We start from the raw sequence: 21,497 nt of genomic DNA, 5'->3' as shown, positions 1-21,497 counted from the left end.
CACAGGTATTCGTGGCGCTTCTCGGCGGCGGCGAAGTGGAACAGCCGCAGCCGGTCGTCGAGGGAGAACGCGTCGATGCCGAACGCGCCCTCGTCGACGGGCTCCGGGGCTGAGGGCTCCGGGGCGTCGAACTCGTCACTCACGGATCTGTGGCTTCCCTTCTCCCCTGCTTCGGTTGGTGCACTCCGGCCGGACACCACCGGTTCCGCACCAGTCTGCCGCACCCCGACCGGTGCGGGTAAGCCGCTCCCCGGCCCATGCCACCTGTGCTACCGTGCGCCCCTCTCACACCCCCTACCGGGCGGTGACCGCCGCCGGGATCCACACGGCGGCCGGCTCAGAGGCGGATCGCCGCGTACGCCCCCAGCCACCCCGTCCCCACCCGGTCGCCGCGTGTGAAGACGGCCGCTCCGCTGCGCCCCGCCTGGGGGCGCCCCCAGGCTTTAGGCACTGGGGGAGGGCCGGACGGGTCATCGGGCGGCAGGAGCAGGGTGGTCTCCTCACCGTCGCCGATGTGCAGGGTGGTGGTCGCGCCGTTCCACAGCCGGATCACCGAGCCGGGCGGAGCCGTCACCCGGACCGCGTCGTCCTAGACCCGTACTTCGCGGGTCGTTGATTCGTATGGTGTGACCGGTTCGGGGGTGTCCCGGACCGGGGTGGTGGAAGCTTCAGAGCCCGCCGGACCCGCTACATCGGCCTGGCCAAAACCCATCTCGCGCACGTCCTCACCGCGGCCGCCATCAACCTGATCCGCCTGGACGCCTGGTGGAACGACACACCGCTCGCCCGCACCCGCACATCCCGCATAGCCGCTCTCAACCTCGCGGCGTGAGATCAATTGGGCAACAGGGTCATCGAGACCTTCTACAACAGACGCCGCCTGCGCAAGCACGTCCACTGGGGCTACCTCACACCCCACGAGACACGCCTGCGCTACCAGCAGGATCAGACCCTCGCGGCGTAACGACGACGTGTCCAAGACCACGGGGAAACTTCATCGATCACATCCGCCACGCGCCTCGAGAATCGCACGCGCCGCAGGCATCCACCCGACAGCACGCCGGGGGAACTCGCCCGCCCGCGGCCACGACCACGAACTGGCGTAGGGAACGCAGCACCCGGCGCCCGGCCTATCCGGCTGCACCGAGCAGGCCGGTGCCAGCTGCCCTGAGCATGTTGGGCCCGGGGTGGCCGTATTCAGGAACGTGCTCACGGGCTGCGCGACGGTGGCAGGGCATCCAACAGCTCCCACAGGGGCACGAGCCGACGGTCCACTGGACTGTGAGGATTCTGTTGCCTGGCGTCTGGTGGATCCGTCGCCTACGCGGCCCCGGCCGGCCACCGCACGACGACCGTCCGGGCCGCGCGGTCGTATGTGCTCTGGTGATAGGTGCCCCGGTCCCTGGCCATCCGGGCCAGCAGAATCACGGCGACCAGCACATTCAGTCCCGGGATTGACAGGAAGGCCGCCCTGTCGAACTCCCGGGTGAACGTGTCCTTCCACGACGGCGGAAGGGTTCCGTCCGACCACAGCCGCACCACCCGCAGCCTGAAGATGCGCTTGCCGACGGTCGTGCCCCACCAGTGCACCTGAGGCAGGTAGTAGAGCAGGCCGCCGGCTGCGAACCCCACCGGGACGAGGACCAGCAGCGCGTCTCCGTCGCTCGAAGCCGCCGCAGCCATGAAGCCCAGGCAGGCGAAGATGGACGCAAGCACCGTGTCCACCAGGCGTGCCGCGATCCGGCGGCCGTGCGGAGCCAGCACAAGCACAGGACTGCCGCCGGTCGCGCCCTGCGCCGGATCCGCGTCCGTGACGTACTCCACCCGCGCCCCACGAGGCCGGGCTCCCCGCAGCGGGTCCATGCCGGCCAGGTGGTCTCGGTACCAGTCCCGGCCCATCGACCTGACAACCATGGAGGGAACACCCTCCACGCCTTCCCGATGCACTACCGGCATGCCGCTCATTGAGTCTTCCTTTGACTAATCAGCCCATCAATGCACGTTGGACGACCTCGGAGGAAATTTCCAGTGAGCGAGCATCAAGGTTGCTCATAGAAACGCTGGGAAGACGCTCTGAAATGTACTCGCCGAGTGTCGTCGATTTTTCCAGAGAAACGTCAGGAGAAAGCCACCTCAACCATTCGCAGACCAGCCGGATACGGAATCTCTGCGACATTTCCCGGCGAGCCGGATCGTCGTCCTCCGCGGCCAGGCGGAGGAGCTTGACCGCGCTGGCCAGTCGGTTGACGGGGAGATCGTGCGCGGACAGCACCAGCCCCAGACGGTCTTCTTTTCCGATCACCGACCCGGGCGCCGTCGTGAACTTCGGCAACGGATACCCGTCCACGGCCTCCAGCGTCACCTCCTCGTCGCCGGAGTCGAGGATGACATCGATGCGCGACGCGGCGCCCGGATCGTCCACGTGGACGCGCACATCGTGTGCACCCGGCGCAGCGACGGCGCAGGTGTATCTCGACACCCCCGTGACGTCACCTACGGCGATCGCACCGTCGTTTCCGAGCGCCAGGGTCCCGGCGAAGAGGCAGGAGCCCTCGATGGGGCCTGTCCTGATCCACAGGCGTACGCGCACGAGGCCGACCTGTGCCCGTGCCCTTACCTGCACGTGGCTGGGGCCCGCCACCAGTGGGGTGCGCCCAAGGTCGAGTACGTCGTCGGGGGGCGACGTCGCTCCGATGCGAATGACGCGGTGGTTCAAATTGACGCTGGTGCTGCCGATGAGCATTCAGCCACCCCCCTTTTCAACGCATTGCCCAGCGACGTCCGTCACCCTCTGCACCGGCTATCCCTCCGTATGGCTCGGCAAAAGCTGTGCCAGCATCTCGATTGCGGTCGGGGTGTCCGGGTAAGCCGGGTTTCCATTGAATGTCGGATCATGATAGCCGTGTTCTCGCAGCATCTTCTGGGCCAGCTGCACTGCTGTTGCCTGCAGATCGCTGCAATCCTCGCAGTGCGGGTACAGGTTGCGCGGGAGATCCACTGGGCCTATTCCGGTCGAAGGCTGGTGATCGCCGGTCATCGTGGGGCTCGTACCGCCGCAGGAGTGGCAGACCTCTCCCTGCATCGCGGCGCTTTGCGCGGGAGCGACGACCGGGCCCGTGGCCGGAACCGAGACATCGGCATAGGGGCCGACCTGCAAGGTGTTCGCCTGTTCCTCTGTCAGCCGGATATTGCAGTTGTGGACGAGGAGGGGGGTGGCACCGGCCAGCACGTAGTACGTGTGCGTGACCGAAACCGTCAGATCGTGAGTGAGGTGCTGCCGGTGCCAGATCCTCACCGAGGAGATCGTGGCGGTGGCGCTCGAGGCGGTGTGCAGGCGCATACCGGGCTGAAGGTGGCCGGCATCGATCCAGGCCCGTTCGGAATCCACCCAGAAGGGGTGGGTCACCGTGGCCACGATCTGTGACGGCTTGCCACCGTCGCGGATGGTGAGGGTGGCGAAGTCCTTGTCGTGCTTGGTGGTGATCAGCTTCTCGACGGTGCGGGGCCGGCTCTTTCCGGTCCCGGGGTCGGTGGCCAGGACCTTGTCGCCCTGCTTGATGTCCTTGATCTTCTTCTTGTGGCCGTCGGCCATCAGGACCTTGGTCGTGGACAGGAAGCTGTGGTTGCAACTGGTGGCACCGCTGCGGGCCGCAGCCGTCTCCGCGCGCTTACCGCCTCCGGCCGCGCCTGAACGGGCCGTGCCTTCCGCCACGTCGTCCGCCGATCTCGCCCCGGACCGGGTCGCCTGCGTGGCCGCCGTGACGGTTTCCTCTCCCTTCGCAACGGCTGCCGCCCCCGCTCCGGCGATACCCATCGACCCCGCGATGACGGCACCGCCCTCACTGGCGACTCCGGCGGACGCGCCGACCGCGGCGGCACTGAGGCTGCCTGCTTCGGCGCCCGCGGTGAACCCTTCTGCCCCCGCCACCAGCACGGCTCCGCACCCGCCGACTGTTGCGGCGACACAGGCGACCACCCCGACGACCACGGCCGTGGCCACCACCGCAGCGATCACCGGGTGTTCCTGGACGGCGTGGTACGCCTTGTGGGCGAGACTGGACACGTGGCAGGACAGCGACCAGCCGCAGCTGTGGTGAGAGCTTCCGCCGCCGCCACCGCCGCCACTGCTGTGGTGGGTGCCGCTGGTGCTGCCGACTGAGCCGGTGTCCACCAGGGCAGAGGAGCCCTGCGGTTGGCAGTCGATGGCACAGACGTTCATGGTCGGGTCGTTGGCCCAGTCGTCGAGGCCCGTCGGGTCGCTGCCCGTGAGCGGGTTGTCCGCTGCGTACGTGTAGCCGTCGATCTGCTGGGCGTCCGTCACCTCCAGGACCGGGTCGTCCGAGACGAAGCGGCCGATCGTCGGGTCGTACTCCCGGGCCCCCAGGTGGGTGAGTCCGCTGGTGGCGTCCTGGATGCCGCTGACGAAGCCCTTGTCGCCGAGCCACGAACCCGAAGCCGGCTGGGTGCCGCGCGCGTTGCCGAACGGGTCAAGGCGGCGACGCGTGACGGCCTGCGTACTGGCGTCCACTGCGGTCTCGGCCGTGTCATGGGCGTCCGTGACCTGCCACTGCAGGCTGCCGGAGCTGGTGCGGACGGCGATGTTCTCGCCGGCCCAGCTGTAGTAGCGGGTGCCGGTCGTCGTGGTCGCGCCCTTGGCCAGGTGGACCTCCGTGTCGCCCAGGTACAGCGTCGTGCTGGAGCCGTCGCGGGAGAGCAGCCGGTTACCGTCGGCGTCGTACAGGTACGACACGGATGTGCCGTCGGCGTTGGTGACCTTGGCGAGGTGGCCCTCGTCGTCCCAGTTGAGGGTCTGGGTTGTGCCGTTCAGCGTCCGCGTGTGCGTGTTGCCGGAGGCGTCGTACGTGTACGAGTCGGTGGTCGTCGTGCCGCCCTTGACCGTGCTCGACGACGTGAGGGTGTGGGCCTGGGCGGCGCCACTCGGCGGGTAGGCGAAGGACGTCGTGCTGTCGTTGCCGCCGGTCGTTGTCGCGTGGTCGACCTGGGTCGTACGGTTGCCGAGGTCGTCGAAGGTGAAGCTCTGCCAGTACGGTGCCGGGCCGCCGAGCACGGCGGTCGACGGGTCTGCGGAGCAGCCGTCGGTGGCGGTCCATGCTTGGGCGAGGCGGTCGTGGCCGTCGTAGCGGTAGCACTGGACGTCGTCCGCGCCGTCGGCGTGCGTGGCGACCTTGGTGGGGTTGCCGAAGTCGTCGTACGTGTAGGTGGTGTCCTGGACGGGGGCGGTCTGTGCGTCGTCGGTGACCAGCTCGCGCTGTAGGCGGCGGGTGCCGTCCTCGTACGTGTTCGTGACCTGGAGCCATTTGGCGGTGTCGGATGACGACACCCCGAGGGTGAGCTGGGAGATGTCGCCGAGCTTGGTGTAGTTGGTGTTCTGGACGTAGCCCGTCGCGCCGTTGAGCGTGGTCGGCATGCTCAGGTCGTTGTAGCCGTATTCCAGGGACTCGGCGGGTAGTCCGCCCACCGCCGGGTCGGAGGTGACCTGGAGGGTGCCGTCGAGGTTGTAGCCGATCGTTGATGTGTAAGTGCCGGCCAGGGCTTCCTCACCGGTGACCGAGGGAATGATCATCCGGGACAGGGTGGGCCGGTACAGCGAGTCGTACGCGCCGATCTGGGTGACGTAGGCCTGGCCGGAGGAGCCTCCGACGTAGCGGATGTCGGAGGTCGGCTTGCCCTTGGCAACCGAGTCATACGTCCACTTGGCGAGTTCGTGAGCGGCGTCCTTGGTGGTGCCGTCGTACATGTCGGTCTTGCGGCCGAGGGCGTCGTAGGTGTAGCTGAGGGTCTTCTCGTCGGCCGTGCCCGCGGCGGTTGTGGTGGAGGCGACCTGGTCCAGCTCGTTGTATGTGGCGGTGCTCTTGCCGGTGTCCGGGTCCGTCGTGCTGGTTCTGTGCCCCATCAGGTCGTAGCCGTAGTTCCAGGTGTTGCCGTCGTCGTCGACGACTTGCTTCAGTCGGCTCTTCGCGTCGTATGTGTACGTGATGGATGTGTACGTGCCGGACGGGGTGCCGCTGTCGTACTGCCGGGTTTCGACGGTGCGGCCGAGGGTGTCGGTGAGGGTGGTCGTCGCGATGCCGCCCTTGGGCGGGGTGACCGTCGTCCGGTCGCCGCCGTACGCGGAGGAGGTCGTCCAGCGTTTGGTGCCAAGGGCGTAGAAGTCGGACGCTGTGGGGCGGCCCGCGCCGTCGTACGTGGTGAGGGTCTGGGAGGGGACGGCGGAGGTGATGTTGGCGAGCGTGCCGGACGGGGACGTGTTGTCCGTGTAGTCGGCGTCCGCCTCAACCGCCAGGCCGCGGCTGTCGTACTTCGTCTCCGCGATGGCGCGGCCGCCGCCCGGGGCGGGGGTCTGCGTCTGGCGCGGGCGCAGCAGCGCGTCGTAGAGGGAGTAGGTGGTGTCGTAGGTCGTGCCGTCGTTGTTGAGCTTGCCGGTGGAGACTACGGGGGCCGCGGTGTTGGAGATCGAGTAGGTGTAGACGAGGTTCGCCGACTGGCTTGAGGACTTGGAGCGGTTGGGCAGCCACAGGGAGGTCAGGCGGCCCAGGCCGTCGTAGGCGTAGTCGGTACGCTTGCTGTTCGGGTCGACAACGGAAGTGGCCGTGCCCCGGGCGGGATCGAAGGTAGTGGTGGTCGAGTAGCCCTTGGCGTCGGTGGTGACCGTACTGGTCAGCGGGCCGCCCGTGGTGGGGGTGTAGGTGGTGGTGCTGACGGTCGCCGCGTTGGTGTCCTTGACCGAGTCGACCCGGCCCTGCGCGTCGTAGTGGCTGGTGGACACCGTCTGGTAGACCGGGCTGCCGCTGCTGTAGGAGGACAGCCGCTGCGTTGATGTCTCGTCGCCGACCGTCGGGGCGGCGCCGTAGGACTGGCTGTCGTAGATCGTGCGGAGGTCGGAAACCACGTCGTCCGGGCGGGTCGCGGTGGCCCCGCAGGCCACGTCGACGGTCTCCACACGCACGGGGAAGGCCATCAGCCAGTCGGTGGTGTTGTTCGCGATCGTGGTGCGGGTGCACTGCTGGTCACCGGTGACGGCGGTATCGCCCGCGTCGTCGACCGTCAGCGCCGCGCCGGTCGTGGGGTCGTAGGAGGTGGTAACCGAGGTGTCGCGGGTGCCACCGGAGGACAGGTCGGTGCGGGTGCGGACGGTCTGGGTGCGGGTGAAGGTGCTGCTGCGCGTACCGTCCGTGCCCGTTTGGTGGATCCAGGGGTCGGTGATGGTGCCGGACACCTCGGCGCTGCCGTTGTACGCGATCGACTCACGGACCGTGCCGGCGAGTGGGTCGGAGTCGGTGACCGAGGTCCCGGTGGAGTCGGTGACCTTGACGGTGCGGGTGGTGCCGTCGGACTGCTTGTCGCCGTCCATCCCCCGGAAGTAGGTGTCCACGGATTTGGTGCGGGTGGACTGAGCGTCGCCGGTCGTGGTGGTGACGCTGCCGTAGCCGCGCCAGAGCGACCAGGTCTTGCGCTTGGCGGGGGCGGTGACGTTGTCGGAGTCGTAGTGCCAGGCCGGGGAGCCGTTGTAGGTGTAGTCGGTCTCCTTCAGCGGGGCGCCGCCGGTCGGGTCTGACTCGGTGACCTGGGTGACGAGATATTTGTGGAACCAGTCCAGTTGGGGGTCGGTCGTGTACGGCGGCTGCCAGTACATCGGGAAACAGCGCAGAGTGTCGGAGTCGGGGCTGGTTGGCATGGTGGTGCCGGCGACGCACTGCGGGTCGGAGTAGTTGATGGTGAGGACCGACCCGGTCTCCGAAGTGATCGTACGGACACGCCACTTGACGAGTGCGGCGATGTCGTCGTGGGTCGTGTCGACTCGGTTGTAGAGCTGGATGCCGGCGAAGGTGACGGGCGGCATGGTGGTGGTCGCGCCGTCCTTGCCGGTCCGGGTGATGGAGGTCAGCCACAGGCCGGCGGAGGTGCCGTCCCCGGGGTCGGGGAAGGACTGGGCCAGTGCCCAGCTGTCGGCGTTCCGGTAGGCGGGCGTGGCCAGGCTCGCGTCCCAGATGCTGGTGGTGACGCCCGTGAGGCGTTTGCGGGAGAAGAACGTCGGTCCGGTCGCGGTGCACACCTTGCCGGAGGCGCAGATCTGGTCGTAGGGCACGTCCGGCCAGTGCGAGGCGGTGGTGGAGGTGAGTGAGGAGCAGTCTTCGGTGCTGGTCACCAGGCAGCGTTCGGCGGTGGTGAAGGCGACCTTCTCGGAGGCGGTGCCGAAGACGGTGGAGGAGGTGATGCCGTAGTCGATCCGGCTGAGGTAGCCGCCGCGGTCGTAGACGGTCCCGTTGGCGGTGGTGGTGCCGTCCTTGGCGTAGTAGTTGGTCTCCTTGGTGTACCAGTACGACATTGCGTTGCCGTGCGGGTCCACGACGTAGTCCAGGTTCCAGCGCCAGGCCTGGGTGAGGGCGCGGGCGGAGAAGGCGGTGCCCTGGTCGTAGCCGGGCTCGCCCGAGTCGTCGCCGAACACCGGGACGGTCCATGCGGAGTTGGTGACGGCGGCTCCGGTCGTCCAGCCGGGCAGGTGGTTCTTGCCGAAGACGTACTGGGTGCCGTCCTCGGTGGTGACGGTCCAGTACTCGCCGTCGTTGTCGCCGTTCGTAGCACCGGTGGAACGGGTGACCCGCTCGCCGTCGTCGGTCTTGGGATGCCAGTCGCCGGTGGTCTTGTCCTTGATCAGCGGGCTGGACTTGCCGCCGAGGACGAGGGTGGCGTTGTCGTTCGCCCAGCACTCGTCGTTCTTGCCGGACTGGCCGTCGTCGTCGCAGGAGTCGTATGAGCGCTCGATGTAGGAGGTCGACAGGTCGAAGCCCTCGCCGACCCAGGACGGCTGGTTGTTGGTGGACGGCAGCCGGCCGTCGACGCTCTGCGAGTCGTAGGTGATAGCCAGGTTGGGGGCCGGGCCGCCGTTGGAGGGGGGCACGGCCAGCGGGTACGACCAGGTGAAGTCACCGCTGGAGCCGCCGGCGTTCCAGGCGGCGGACGGGTTGAGGGAGGTCGCCTGGTAGGAACCGGCGCCGGACTTGGCGGTGGTGGTCGTCGCGAAGGCCGTCATCGTGGAGGAACTGACCGTGGCGGTGGTGGTCAGGGTGTGGTCCGCGACGTCGTTCGTGGTCGGGACCGGGATCGTCGTCCGGCACTTCTTCAGGGCCGGGGTGGTGAGCGCGCAGGCGGGCAGCCGGACCAAGGTGAGCCGGGAGGCGTAGTCGCCGCCGTAGGCGTTCGCGAAGCCGGAGTAGTTGAGGGTCAGCCGGGTCCGGCCGGTCTTCTTGCGCCCGTCAGCGCGGGCGACGGACAGCACGGTGCCCTGGATGCCGAGGGCGGTCGCGGTGCGGTGCGCGGCCACCTTGACCGTCACCTTGGCGGGGGCTACCCCCTTGGCCGGAGCACTCACCTTCACCGGGAGGCTGCCCACCGACGTGGTGCGGGCCGCCTTCGCCTTGCCCACGGTCAGGGTCCTGGTGGACGCGGTGGGCCAGACGACGGGCTTCGCCAGCCGCTCAGCCGTACGGGCGGCGGCCTTCTTGGCCGGGTCCTTCTTCTTGGCCTTGTGGGCCTTGAAGGGCACGGCCGTTCCGTTTTTGACCTTCGGCGTGTGCACCGTGTGATGCCCGTGCCGCTGGGTCGCCCAGACCGCCGGGGCCGTGCCCAGCCCCGTGGCCACCAGGGCGCTCGCTGTGACAGCGACGACCCACAGCCGTGTCCGCTGTAGCCCACCCATAACTGCACTCCTGATCGTGTAAGAAGAGTCCGCTGACGGTCCGTTGTGCGGCTGATGCCGTTACAGCGGGATGGGCACTTCGGTGGCGTACATCTGGTCGATGGCGGTGTCGGACATGACGCCGGTCCACACCCGTACGTCGTCCAGGAGACCGTGGGCGTAGTCGCTGTACGCCCCCGTGCTGATCCGCCCGCGGCCGATGTTGAAGGTGCCGGTGGCCTGCCAGGGCGAGGCGAATACGACGCCGTCACCGGTGTCGTCGTCGGTGTCGGTGTCGCCCTGGGCGCCCTGCCGGACCCCGTTGACGTAGAGGAAGAGCTGATGGTGGGCACCGTCGTAGACGCCGGTCAGGAGGGTCCAGTCGCCGGGGTCGACCAGCTGGGCCGAGGCGATGTTGGCCGGCACGGTGACGACGGCGCCGCTGGTGGTGTCGGCGGTGGTGCGCCCGAACACCCACATGCCCTGGGTAGAGCCTGCGGCTTGGTCGTACCACAGGCCCCAGGAGTCGCGTACGCCGCCGGACTGGGTGGCGATCCTCATGTGGTGGGCCACGCTGGTATCAGACAGCGCCGACGCGTCGAGCTTGGCCCAGGCCGCCACGGTGAAGTCGCCCTGGGAGTCCACGATCGGGCCGGGGGCGGTGGCGTTCGCCGTCGACGTCCCGTTCAGGGACAGGACGTTGCCCTTGCCGCCGTCGGTGTCGGTGGTCCAGGTGCCGCCGGCGGCGACGGTGGCCGTGTGGCCGTATCCGGACGAGTCGGCGGCGCCGGTGCCTGCCGTCTCGTCCATGCCCCACTCGGCGGCCAGGGCAGGGCGCGCCTGGCCGGTGCTTGCGTCGGTCATGGCCTGGAGGTCGGCGATCTCCTCCTCGGACAGGATCCGGTTCCAGACGGTCACCTCGTCGGCCTGGCCGGGGAAGTAGTCGCTGAAGGCGCCGCCGTACTGACCACGGGCGATCTGCAGGCCGCCGGTGCCCTGCCAGGGCGTGGTGAAGGCGACCGGATCGCCCTGCGGGACACCGTTGACGAACAGCTGGATCGTCTGTTCCTGCGCGTCGTACACGCCCATCAGGTGCGTCCAGATACCGGCCTCGGGGGTCGTGGCCGAGATCGAGCGGACGATCGTCGGCGTGGCCGAGTCGGTGGTGTACCGGTTGAAGACCCACGCCTGGTATGAGGTCGAGTAGTACAGGGCGAACGTCGATCCGTTCACTCCCGCCTGGGCCACGGCGACCGCGTTGTGGGAGGTGCCGGTCAGCCGGGCCCAGGCGGACACCGTGAAGCTCTTGGTGGTGTCCAGCACCGACGAGGCGGTGGCCGCGTACGCCGAGGTGCCATTGCCCTGCACGGACTTGCCGAGCCTGGCGTTGTCGGACCAGATGGCCGATCCCGCCAGGGTCGCCGTCCTGCCGCCGATCGAGTCGGCCGCGGTGGTGCCGGCACCCTCGTCCAGGGACCACTGCGAGAGGGGGCCCGCGCCGGGCGCGACCTTGAAGACGTAGGTGTAGCTGGTCGAGGCGTTCCCGGCGGAGTCCCAGGTCTGCACGGTGAGAGCGTTTACGCCGCGCACGTCGGGGGCCAGGGACGTGGTGTAGCTGGTCGTCGCGGTGCTGAACGTCTTGGTGCGCACCGGGTTGTCGTTCAGCTGGTAGGTGTACTTGACCACGTCGGTGGCCCCGTTGGCCTTGAGGGTGAAGGAGCCGGGGGCGCCCACGCCGCCGTAGGCCGTACAGTCGTCCGGGGCCTCCGGGCTCGCGCACTCCTCGTACGTCGTCGAGTCCACGTCCGGCTGGACGGGAGCCGAGGTGTCGATGCGAAACCAGCAGCCCGCGCTCCAGGACGAGTACATCGAGCCGGTGGCGCCGTTGAAGGAGTATTTGTACTCGCTGCGGGCGCGAAACCAGTACGTCTGTCCGTTGGTCAGCGTCGGTGTGGTCCAGGTCCCGGTCGTGCCCGAGGTCGTATACGCCGACGGGCTGCCCGAACCGACCTTCGGGTCGGTGATGGTGGGGTCGTACCGGTACACCTCGAAGTTGGGCCGCAGCGTCGACTGGGAACCGTCCGCCGACTTCGGCGCGGCCGCCAGGGTCGGGGTCGTGTCACGGATCACGGCGGCGGTCCCGTGGGTCGTGGCGCACGCCAGGTTCGGGCTCGACAGCTTCACGCCAGTCGGCGTGGACGGCTTGGATACGAACGTCACTGAAAGGGTGGGCTTGGTGTCCGATGGCGAGGCGAACTGCTTCCAGGCGATCTCGTCGCCTTCGTCGGCCGCCCGCAGACCGAGCGTGGTAGTCGAGGACGATTGGGCGGCGGTGTAGCCGACCGCGCTGGTGGCATCGAAGGAAACATTCCCGCCGGGGCAGGAGGACGAGTAGCCCTTGGCGGTGCTGACGGAGTCCACCTGGGAGGACCAGGAGGGTGGCGAGGACCAGGTCGTCGACGACGAGATCGAGCTGGTGCGCCACAACTGCACTGACTTGGCGGTGCAGTTGGCCGACCACACCTCCAGCGCCGTGAAGGTCGCCGAGAGGATCTTCTTGCCGCCCAGGGTGTGGGTGTCGAATTGGTACAGCGAGCGTGCCTTCTTGTTGTCCACCCACGCGTCGTAGCCGACGCCCAGCGCGTGCGAGGTCTTCCAGAAGGACGTCCCCGTCGCGGTGGACCACAGCGTCGTCCAGCCCGAGAGGGACGCGCTGGTCGTCTGGGGGTCCAGCACCACCGGGTAGGTGGTGTCGGGGTCGTCGAGGAAGGACTGGTCGGGCTTCAGGGTCAGGGCGTCGTCCGAGAAGGTCGCGTCCATCACGGCGGCCTTGGCCCCTGGCTCCGGCCCGTCCACCGCGCCCTCGTCCGCGCTCGTTTCGTCGGCGGTCGTGACGGTGTACGCGGCGCTGGAGTCCTTCGCCGTACCTGCAGCCGCCGAGACCGCCGAGGAGTCGTACATCAGCGCGGTGCCCGTGGTGAACACCGGGTGGCCCTGGTCGTCCACGAACGCGGCCGAGCCGGAATGGGTGTCCCGCGCGGAGACACCGTCGACAGATACGGGGAACACGATGCTCGACAACGCCGTGTTCTGAGCCGCGGAGCGGGACTTGACGACGAGGTTCTCACTGAAACCGTCCGGCGTCGCCTGGATCACCAGGTCCGTGCCCGGCAGGACGTCCGGATACGTCGCCGTGGAACCCGACAGCGTCGGCGCCGGCAGCGTCCACGGTGAGCTGACGCTGTACGTCTTCCCGTTCTGCGTAATGCTCGCGAGCACATCGCCTGTACCGCCCCCGGAAAAAGTGATGTCAGCAGCGGCGGCCTTCGGCACGACGTCGCCGGACGATGTCGTCTCCAGATCCGTGTTGACGGGCACCCACCCCGACGCTTTCTTGGCGCGCACCGGCGCGGGATCGAACTCGACGGTGAACGTGCCATCCGGCTGTGCCGTGACAAGTTGTGTGGGCGTCGTTTCCGCGCTCACATCAACGGGCGAGCCGGTTTCCGCTGCCTTCTGCGAAGCGGCCGCTTCGGGCGACAGATCGATGCTGTCGGCGGCCGTGGCCGGCACCGGATCCGCCACGCCCTCAGCGGCCGCGTAGGTGCCAGCGCCCCCCAACAGCTGCACAAGCAGCGCCGATGCCACGACAGCACGACGCACCCCACCCCACCCCATAGCCCCCACCTTGTATTTACAGGTTCCTTACAGCCGGGCGATCAAAGCCCGGCGGAATACCGCCTGTCAATCACCTGAGTGCGACCCCAGTCGGTCAAATCGCCTCATAAATCTCACGGGGTGGGCAAAGAAATCCAAGAGATCTCCGCGTTGAAGAGTCGGCGAAAGGCAAAGGGAACACAAACAACCCAGCCTAAGAGGTGAGTTGAATCCAGAAGAGGCAATGGAAACGAAAATTCTCTCCCCTCCTCGATCCAGGCCGGAAGAACCGAGCGATCCGGCGCTGAACCAGCCCAATCCAGCCACGACGCGTCGCCGGTGCGGAATGCTGGCGGACGCCTACTGCTGGACGACGGCGGGAACGGTCACTGCCGTCCGCCTCCATGCACCCGAGCGCCCGCTCCAGGAGCTGCGAGACCCTGCTGGAGTCCGTATGGCCGCGTTGCCTGCGTCAAGTGAGTGCTGGTCACAGCACCAGCGGAGATGCCCTCACCCGGACTCGTGCAGCGCTGGCAAAAAGGTCATCCCCGATCCACAGTCTGCATCCCGCTTCCGACCAGGCCAGCCGCCTGCGAGCGTTGCTCGCGACCGAGCGGCCACGGCGGGACGGTCAGTCGCGCCCGTGGCGCCACAGGGCTGTGAGAGGGGAGGGCAGGATCTCTCGAGCTGCGTCGAGGAACTGCGGGCCCTCGTCCGTGGCATCTTTCCCGCCTTCGTGGATGGCGCGCATGGCCTGCTCCACCCAGTGCGGCTCGAGCCGTTCCCAGTCCGCGGCGAGACGGCGCAAAAACACCAACCGGAAGCGCCGTCTGGTGTCCCTGTCGACGGGGGCGAATCCGTTGAGAGCGATGTGGAGGCAGACGTCGAGGACGGCAGTGAGGTCCGTCGGTGTGCTGTCCTGATCGCTGGTCAGCCAAAGGCGGACGAGCGCGTTCGCCGCGGAGGCAACGGGGTGTTCTCTGGTTGCGTGGAAGCTGACGACTGCCGTGCCCCAGGGGCCGGTCCAGGGGCTGCAGTGCATGCGCGAAGACGTCATCGGCGACGTCGCATAGGAACTGCGCCTGCTGTTGCAACTCGTGGTGGTCGTCCTGGATCCAGGCGAACCAGGAGCCGTCTGTCCCAGGCCGGTACTGGTGGTCCGGCCCGAAGTCGTAGGTCCAGTACGGGTCCGTGCTGACCGGCTCAGCTTCCGCATCGTCCCGCAGGCGAACTCGAATCTGCCGCCGGCCCTCTTCCCAGAACCGCTCGATTACCACGGTGGCGATGAGCCCGCTCCAGCCCTCCGGCGGGCACTGGGAGCGCCACAGCAGCGCCAAGCGGCGCCAGGAGGCGACTGTTTCGCCATCGCCGGGGAAGAGATCGTCGCCGCTGAGGCCGTCACCGGTCGTCATGGCTGCTGCGAGGAGCATCAGGTTGACGGAGTACGTCGCCGGCCGGGCCGGCACCGTCACACGCTGCGGCATGTAGGCGTCGTAGCGGGTGTCGTGGCGGGTGTGCAGCGCCCGGTGGAAGAGGCCGAGAAGGAGAGTGAGGGTCTGCGCCCGCAGTGATTGCGGCCACCCCCGCAGCCGTTCCGCAAGGAAGGAGACGGTCGTTCCGCGTGTGGTCAGGGGCATGAAGGACAGCAGCGCGAAAAGGAACGCATCGTCAACGGTGACCGGCCTGCTGCGGCGTGCGTGGTGGCGCACCGACCCGGCCAGGTCGTGCAGTTCCTGTGTGGCGAGCCGGGCCACCAGGTACTCCCCGAAGGTGGCGTGGAGGAACTCGCAGGCGCTCAGCGTCTGGCCTTCGCGGCTCGCCCGCGCCTCGTGGACGAAGAAGAAACGGCCGAGCAGGAGTTGCGCGGCGGTGAGGGTGGCGCACAGGCCAGTGGGCACGGATCGGCTGTCGGTCTCCGGCGTGAGGGCGCCGAGGTCTGTGTTGAGTTCCGCCGTGCTGATCCATTGCTGGCCGCGGTTGAACATCGCGAACGCCACGATCGACAACTGGGCGAGTTCTTCCTCCACCGCCTCGCCCAGTTGTTCCTCGGTCAGCGCGGGTGCCTTCTTTTGGACCTCTCGTCCGGCGAAGCTGGTGAGGAGGCGTTCGTAGAGTTCCGCCTGGCCCAGCGCGGCGCTGTGCAGTTGCAGCGCGTTGCGGTCGCAGTCGTACAGGGCCAGCATCAGGAGCAGGAGCGGCTGGGATGCCAACTCGCCGTGTGCAAGCACGGTGTCCGCGGTGAGGGGGTGAAGTCCTCGTGCGGCGAAGCCGACGGCGTTGGTGGCGTTCCACACCTGCAGCCACTGTGCCACCTGGCTGTCGTTGAAGGGCTCCAGGCGTACGGCGATCATGCCCTGCGCGGGCCGCGCCCGGTCGGCGACCGCCGTGCGGCTCGTGACAAGGACGGCGACGGGGCGGCCCTGGCCCGCCTCCCGGGCCTGGAATTCGGCCACCCGCAGCAGATAGTCCGTCTGGCTGGTGCCGGTCGCCTGCAGCAGCTCGTCGAACCCGTCCAGCATGACGACCGGCAGCGCCCCCTTGCCGCGGTGCACCAGTTCGGGCCAGTTCACCACCTCGCCGGTGGACCCCCGGACCGCCTGCTCGATCTGGGTCTGCAGGTCGGCCTCGGCGGCAGCCTCCCGCAGTATCACGCGTACGACGAGGAAGTCGGCGGGCGCAAGACGTGCCGCCAGCACCTGCGTGAGCACGGACTTCCCCGACCCCGGCTGCCCCAGCACGACCAGCGGGGCACGTACGGCCTGCGGAGATGTCAGATGCCCCAGCAGAAATTCCTCCAGGTCGCCGCGGACCGGCCGCTCTTGCCACCAGCTCTCGGTGGCGAACGGGTCGGACGGGCCCACCTCGCAGACCCGGAAGTCCGGATTGACGTACGCGGCGCCCAGAGCCGGAAGATTCAATCCGTCCAGGGCATCGCGGGAGGTGAGGATCGGACGATCAAGCACGGCCGCATGGGCACGTGCCAGAGCGGTGATCCATGCATCGGCGGGCCTGCGCTCGGTGATCTGCGCGAGCACCTCCTGGAGTCCCTCCAGGCCGGCGCTCACCGTCCGCAGGTGCGCACGCGTCGCCCGGTGATCTACCAGATTGGCCCAGAAGGCGACCTCGGGGCAGTCGAGGGCCAGCTGCCTGAACAGCTCCTCATAACGGGTGACAGCCCGCCCGGGAAGATCGTTCGAGAGTGTCTGCGCGAAACGCTCTCTGCGCGTGTCGTCGAGGCTGTCCCACACCACAAGGCCCGACACGAACCGGGTTACCTCGCCGGACAGGCGCTGGTAGAACTCTGACAGGGCTTGCAGCGTCATCTCGTAAGGCCGTTGCGGCACGGGAATCGGAACCTCGGCCTGAAGCAGACCAGCGGCCAGGGAACCCAGCCGCCGGCCCACCACCGAATCACCCCCCGCGAGGGCCGTCTGCTCGGCACCCGTGAGCTCCAACTCCCCCGCGTCGCACGGAAGGTCCGTCTCGGAAAGGATCTCGAAATAGGCGGAGAGAACCACTACCGCGTGGGCCGCCGCCAGGCGTTCACTGCGATCGAACCGGGCAAGCCCCCGCGCCTGTTCACCCAGCCCCTGCACCAGCCCCGCGCTCAGCCGGGCCAGCTCGCCCCGAACGTCGAAAAGGCTGGAGAGCAGACCGACGCCCGTGGCCGACGAGGCCAGCAGCAGCCCGCCCGTCAACCGGTCCAGCGCCTCGACCGTACGCCCCTGCGATGCCCCCAGAAGGCGAACAGCATCCCTGTAGCTCAGCCCCACCCCGCCTCCTCGGCCCGGGCAGCCCCCACCGCCGTCCGGAAGGAAACCGTATCCACACCCGGCCACCCTGCGGGAGTGAACCCCTCGCTCCGCAAGCCGGCACCGAGGGCACCCAGCAGCTCCTCCACTCGGCCCCCGACCGGCGACAAGGAGGGGCGGTTCCCTCGGTGGGCGGGAAGTGGAGCGAGGGCGAGTCCAGTGAAGCCGTATTGATTGAATGATACTTACTGGGTATCGTTCAGCCTATGCTGTATCGGACCCCGCAGCTCGCCGCCGTCGACCAGCACGTTCTCGACGAGATCACCGTCATGCGCCGTGACCTGCGCCATGTCGTCCAGCAAAGCCCGATGAAGTGGACTGCTGATCTGCGGCGATCACTGACCGCGTCGGCCATTGCGGCGTCCAACACTATCGAGGGCTACCGCGTCGACCCCGTCGACGTGGCCGACCTCCTCGACGGTGAGCGGGAAGGGGTGGACGCAAGCGAAGAAGACAAGGCAGAGACCCTCGCCTACCAGCAGACGATGACGTACATCCAGTCACTGTGGGACGTGGAGGACTTCGCGTACTCCAAGGGGCTGCTCAACGCCCTGCACTGGATGCTGCAGGGCCATCACCATCCCCACCGTCCCGCTGGCCGGTGGCGGCAGAAACCCATCTTCATCACGGCGGCCGGGGACCCGCACGCGACCGAGTACGAGGGCCCCCACGAGGCGGACGTCCCCCATCTGATGGGCGAGCTGGTGACCTGGCTGAACGAGGGCGACCTCGAAGCCGATCCGCTGGTGCGCGCCGCGATGGCCCACCTGAATCTGGTGAAGATCCACCCGTGGATCGACGGCAACGGCCGCATGTCACGCAGCCTGCAAACCCTCCTGATCGCCCGGGAGGGAGTGCTGGCCCCGGAGTTCTCCTCGATCGAGGAATGGCTCGGCATGCCCGGCAACACCTGGGAGTACTACAAGGTGCTGCGTCAGGTGGGAGGGCCGGTGTACTCCCCCGAACGCGACACCCTGCCCTGGGTGCGGTTCAACCTGCGCGCCTACCACGAGCAGTCCCAGCGCGTGCAGCACCGCGTCAAGCGCTCCACCGACTGCTGGATCGCCCTGGCCGAGCACGCCGAGCGCTTCCGTCTCGCCGAACGCCAGATCACCGCACTGCACGAGGTCGCGATGACCGGCCGCGTGCGCCGCTCCCGCTACGAAAAGGCCGAAGCGCTCAGCAACCAGCAAGCCGTCCGCGACATCCAGGCCCTGACCAGAGCCGGCCTGCTCACCGCGGTCGGCAACACCAAAGCCCGCTACTACACTGCCGGCCCCGCCTACCCGCCCGACGTCCTGGAAGGCGCACACCGACGCCACACCATCACCGACCCCTACCAGCCCCACTAGACTAGTCATTCCGATGTGATCAGTGGTGGCTGCCTCCACCGACCGCGTCATCACGGCACTCCTGGCAGACCTCACCAGCAGCAGCCGCGCCTGATCTCGATGCGCCGCTCGGCTCCCCCCTTCCGGCGGCCCCGCAACCAAGGCGACAGCGCGTAGGGGGTGCCGGGCTTCACGGCCACGTGCTCATGCGCGTCGGCAGAGCGGGGCCAGCAGGCCGTCGCCGGGCCACAGGTCCCGCTCTGCTACGAGGCTGGCCAGGAACCCGCCGATGCCCACCAGAACGTCGGCACGCTCCGCCGCTCCGTAGATGATGACGTCGTCGGCTGCGGCGTCGAAGGCGCGCACCTGCCCCTGTGGCCCGGTGCAGATGAGAGCACGCGCGATCTCCGGCAAGCCGAGGCTGAGGGCATCGCACTCCCCGTCGCGGACGAGCTGCAGCAGGTCGGCGGTGACGGTCTCCCAGTCGCCGACCGCCGGCCAGTCGGCACCGCCGCCCAGTTCATGGGTGAGGGTGGCCAGCGGGACGATCTCACCGCCCTGGCGTCCGTGGGTGAGGCGGTCATGTATGTGGGCGCCGTCGGGCTGCCGTACCTGCGGGTGGAGCAGGGAGGCAGCAGCCACCAGGGTGGTGTTGATCTCCCGGGTTCCGGGTCCGGGGTAGTACGGCTCGTGTGCGAAGAGCAGGTAGACGCCCGCGGTGCGGACAGCAGAGCGGGGTGCGGACTGGGTCATGAGGAGTGTTCCCTTCAGCGGTGGCGTGCCGATGTGTCACGGGGTGCTGGCCGTGCCGTGGGCCGGGGGCCGGCCGGGTAGGGGTCCCAAGCGCCGGCCGGGTCCACGGGTCTGGTCCGCGTCGGCTGTGGCGCCTTCGCCGGTGTGCTTGAGGATCTGGTCGACCTGGTCGGCGAGTTGGGGCATCAGCCGTTCGCGGGAGAGGAGTTCGGCCGAGGCCGAGCGGGCGTCCTTCGTCTGGAGCTGGCCGGCGGCGTCCCACAGCAGGTGGTGGCCGATCTCGGCCGAGCGGCGCAGTGCGTGACGGTCACGGCTGGCGGCGGCCTGGACGAGGAAGGTGTGCAGGGCGCCGAGGCGCTGCAGGGAGCGGCAGGCCACGTCGCCTTCGACGATGCGGACGTGTTCGCGGGCGCGGGCATCCAGACGGCCGGGCACGTGCTCCGCAAGGAGCGGGGCGAGCAGCATTGCCGGCAGCGCGACGTCGACGGGGACACCGTGGCTGATGGCGGACAAGCCGACGACCACACTGAGGACGGCGGCAGCGGATAGGCGAAGGGATCCGGGGACGGCGGGCAGGGCGATGCGATGCGCGGGGCGCCGGGTCAGCCAGCGCACCGCCAGACGCTGGGTGCGGGCGGCGCCCGGGGTGAGCACCCCGACCTGATAGGGGTGTTCAGGTGGATGGCCGTCACCGGGAACGGTCCAGGCGAGCCGGCCCCACCGGGTGCGTTCGTTCACGAGCACGGGTTCGCACGCGGCCGTGCACGTGTGGTCGCGGATGTGGCCGGTGCGCAGGGCGCGTGTGCGCTCCGTCTCCCACCGGTCCGGCTCGAGGGTGAAGGGGCGTCGGTGCTGTGCGGCCGCGGTCGGCGGTGGGGTGCGGAGCGTGTGGGTCACAGGCTGTTTCCTTGCGATGGGTCGGCAAAGGCGGAGGCGCATGTCGTGCAGCGGCCGTCGCCGCCGGGGTGGGCGCGGCGCGGGGTGGGGCCCGGGCAGGTGCGGCACAGCGGCCAGCCCAAGCAGGCCGGGCAGAGGTCCTCGCCGGGGGCGGTTGTGGGAACGCCGCAGCCGGCGCATTCGACGAGGGCCCGGTAGGTCAGGGCCGCGGTCACCGTGCGGGCGGCGGACGCCGTGGACGACCGCTCGGTCTCCGGCCACGCGGGCGGTGCATCTTCCAGGACGTCGCCACGGTGGTGCCGGCTGTCCAGGGTGGCGGGCGGCGGGTAGGCCTGGGCGGCGCGGAGCCGGGCGGCGATGATCGCGCCCACCGAGGTACGTACCGGGTGCGGCAACGGCCGACCGGTGATGACGTGGCGCAGCTGCGCGGGGCTCCAGCCGGCATCCAGCATTGCGGTCGCCACACGACCCTGGTCGGTCAGCGGCTTGCCGGTCAGCAGAAGTTCAGGGCGGCTCACCCCGATCTCCAGCAGCAGCCGGATCCCTGGATGCATCTCGTCTGCCGCGGGCGGCGGTGCCGGCGACGTGGTCGGGTCGCAGGGGCCGTTCCCTCCGTTCGTGCGCACGGCTGCGCCGCGGTCGCACGGACGGATGGGGTTGGTCTTGTGCTTGTTGGTCTTCTTAACGATGGTGTTCTTAAGGGGACGATTGGCCAACGTAGGGTTATCCACTGGTGGAAAACCCGACTCTGGCCCGGACCTGGGGGTTTGCAGGGCAGGCAGGTCGGTGATGACATATGCGGCCGCGCCGAGGGTGCCGTCATGATCGCGTTCGCGTTCCCGGACCAGGAAGCCGCGCTTCTCCAGCTCCTTCAGTCCGCTCTTCACGGCCGCCTCGCCGTCACGGCCGCGGCGGGCGAGGTCGGTGACGGTCATCCGCCAGCCGTCCCGGTGCGTGCAGAGCAGTCCGAACAGCCCCTTGGCCTTGAACGAGAGCTGGGGATCACGGAAGAGCGCGTTGGCGATCTGAGTGAACTGATCGGCCGCCATCACCCCCCGGCGGATCCCCGCCCCGAAGCGGCTCATCGCGCTGCCTCCTGCAGGGGCCACGCCCGGCGGCCGGGGCAGCGCCCGGAGCCCACCGGGGTGGGTCGACCGGCGGGCCCGGGTGCGGGAGCGTGCGGGTGTTCCATGCCGTCAGCTCACCCGCCGATCCCGACCACGCTGAGGGCCACCAGCCCCGACCAGAGGTCACGATCGGGCAACACGCCCCTCTAGTAGGACTCCGTTACGTCTGCCTGTCGGTCCTGTCTGGGGGAACGCTGAAGGTGTGGACGCACATGAAGTGAAC

10 protein-coding genes and 2 pseudogenes are annotated in these 21,497 nt (G+C 68.8%); 3 read left to right on the top strand and 9 right to left on the bottom strand.

Annotation, left to right across the window (positions count from 1 at the left end):
- Window positions 1-337 precede the first annotated feature (337 nt).
- Window positions 338-574: a hypothetical protein gene (locus AC5P09_RS47675; protein ID WP_493879934.1), complete on the bottom strand. Its 237-nt coding sequence runs from the start codon at window positions 572-574 to the stop codon at window positions 338-340.
- A gap of 93 nt (window positions 575-667) precedes the next feature.
- On the opposite strand from AC5P09_RS47675, the pseudogene AC5P09_RS47670 reads away from it, so the two are divergent.
- Together AC5P09_RS47670 and AC5P09_RS47665 are read left to right on the top strand one after the other, a co-directional pair.
- Window positions 668-832 (top strand): annotated as a pseudogene (locus tag AC5P09_RS47670) (transposase); the annotation flags it as partial.
- A gap of 6 nt (window positions 833-838) precedes the next feature.
- Window positions 839-964 (top strand): hypothetical protein, encoded by a 126-nt coding sequence (locus tag AC5P09_RS47665; protein WP_493879933.1) that lies wholly within the window; start codon window positions 839-841, stop codon window positions 962-964.
- A gap of 356 nt (window positions 965-1,320) precedes the next feature.
- On the opposite strand, the gene AC5P09_RS47660 is transcribed toward AC5P09_RS47665, so the two are convergent.
- The 5 genes from AC5P09_RS47660 to AC5P09_RS47640 form a co-directional block, all read right to left on the bottom strand.
- Window positions 1,321-1,914, bottom strand: coding sequence for an RDD family protein (locus AC5P09_RS47660; RefSeq protein WP_493879932.1), 594 nt, complete (start codon window positions 1,912-1,914; stop codon window positions 1,321-1,323).
- Window positions 1,915-1,984: 70 nt separating this feature from the next.
- Window positions 1,985-2,743: a hypothetical protein gene (locus AC5P09_RS47655; protein WP_493879931.1), complete on the bottom strand. Its 759-nt coding sequence runs from the start codon at window positions 2,741-2,743 to the stop codon at window positions 1,985-1,987.
- Window positions 2,744-2,800: 57 nt separating this feature from the next.
- Window positions 2,801-9,718, bottom strand: a complete 6,918-nt coding sequence (locus tag AC5P09_RS47650) for a polymorphic toxin-type HINT domain-containing protein (protein ID WP_493879930.1) — start codon at window positions 9,716-9,718, stop codon at window positions 2,801-2,803.
- 60 nt (window positions 9,719-9,778) lie between these two features.
- The gene (locus AC5P09_RS47645) at window positions 9,779-13,282 is read right to left on the bottom strand and encodes a LamG-like jellyroll fold domain-containing protein (RefSeq protein ID WP_493879929.1); all 3,504 of its coding nucleotides are present in this window, start codon (window positions 13,280-13,282) and stop codon (window positions 9,779-9,781) included.
- A gap of 614 nt (window positions 13,283-13,896) precedes the next feature.
- Complete coding sequence (locus tag AC5P09_RS47640) at window positions 13,897-17,127, bottom strand: NACHT domain-containing protein (protein ID WP_493879928.1); 3,231 nt, start codon at window positions 17,125-17,127, stop codon at window positions 13,897-13,899.
- A gap of 245 nt (window positions 17,128-17,372) precedes the next feature.
- Between AC5P09_RS47640 and AC5P09_RS47635 the strand changes: the two genes are divergently transcribed.
- Entirely contained in the window at window positions 17,373-18,518 is a 1,146-nt protein-coding gene (locus AC5P09_RS47635) for a Fic family protein (protein ID WP_493879927.1), read from the top strand.
- Window positions 18,519-18,701: 183 nt separating this feature from the next.
- Here AC5P09_RS47635 and AC5P09_RS47630 read toward each other — a convergent pair whose 3' ends face one another.
- The 3 genes and pseudogenes from AC5P09_RS47630 to AC5P09_RS47620 all read right to left on the bottom strand — a co-directional run.
- The gene (locus AC5P09_RS47630) at window positions 18,702-19,250 is read right to left on the bottom strand and encodes a hypothetical protein (protein ID WP_493879926.1); all 549 of its coding nucleotides are present in this window, start codon (window positions 19,248-19,250) and stop codon (window positions 18,702-18,704) included.
- 36 nt (window positions 19,251-19,286) lie between these two features.
- A complete protein-coding gene (locus AC5P09_RS47625) occupies window positions 19,287-20,147 on the bottom strand; it encodes a hypothetical protein (protein WP_493879925.1) in 861 nt (286 codons plus the stop codon).
- Window positions 20,144-21,253, bottom strand: a pseudogene (locus tag AC5P09_RS47620) (hypothetical protein); the annotation flags it as partial. The gene AC5P09_RS47625 and the pseudogene AC5P09_RS47620, both read right to left, overlap by 4 nt.
- Window positions 21,254-21,497: the final 244 nt, after the last annotated feature.

The organism is Streptomyces sp. a15, assembly GCF_059026085.1.
This window is presented reverse-complemented; position numbering and strand designations above follow the sequence as displayed.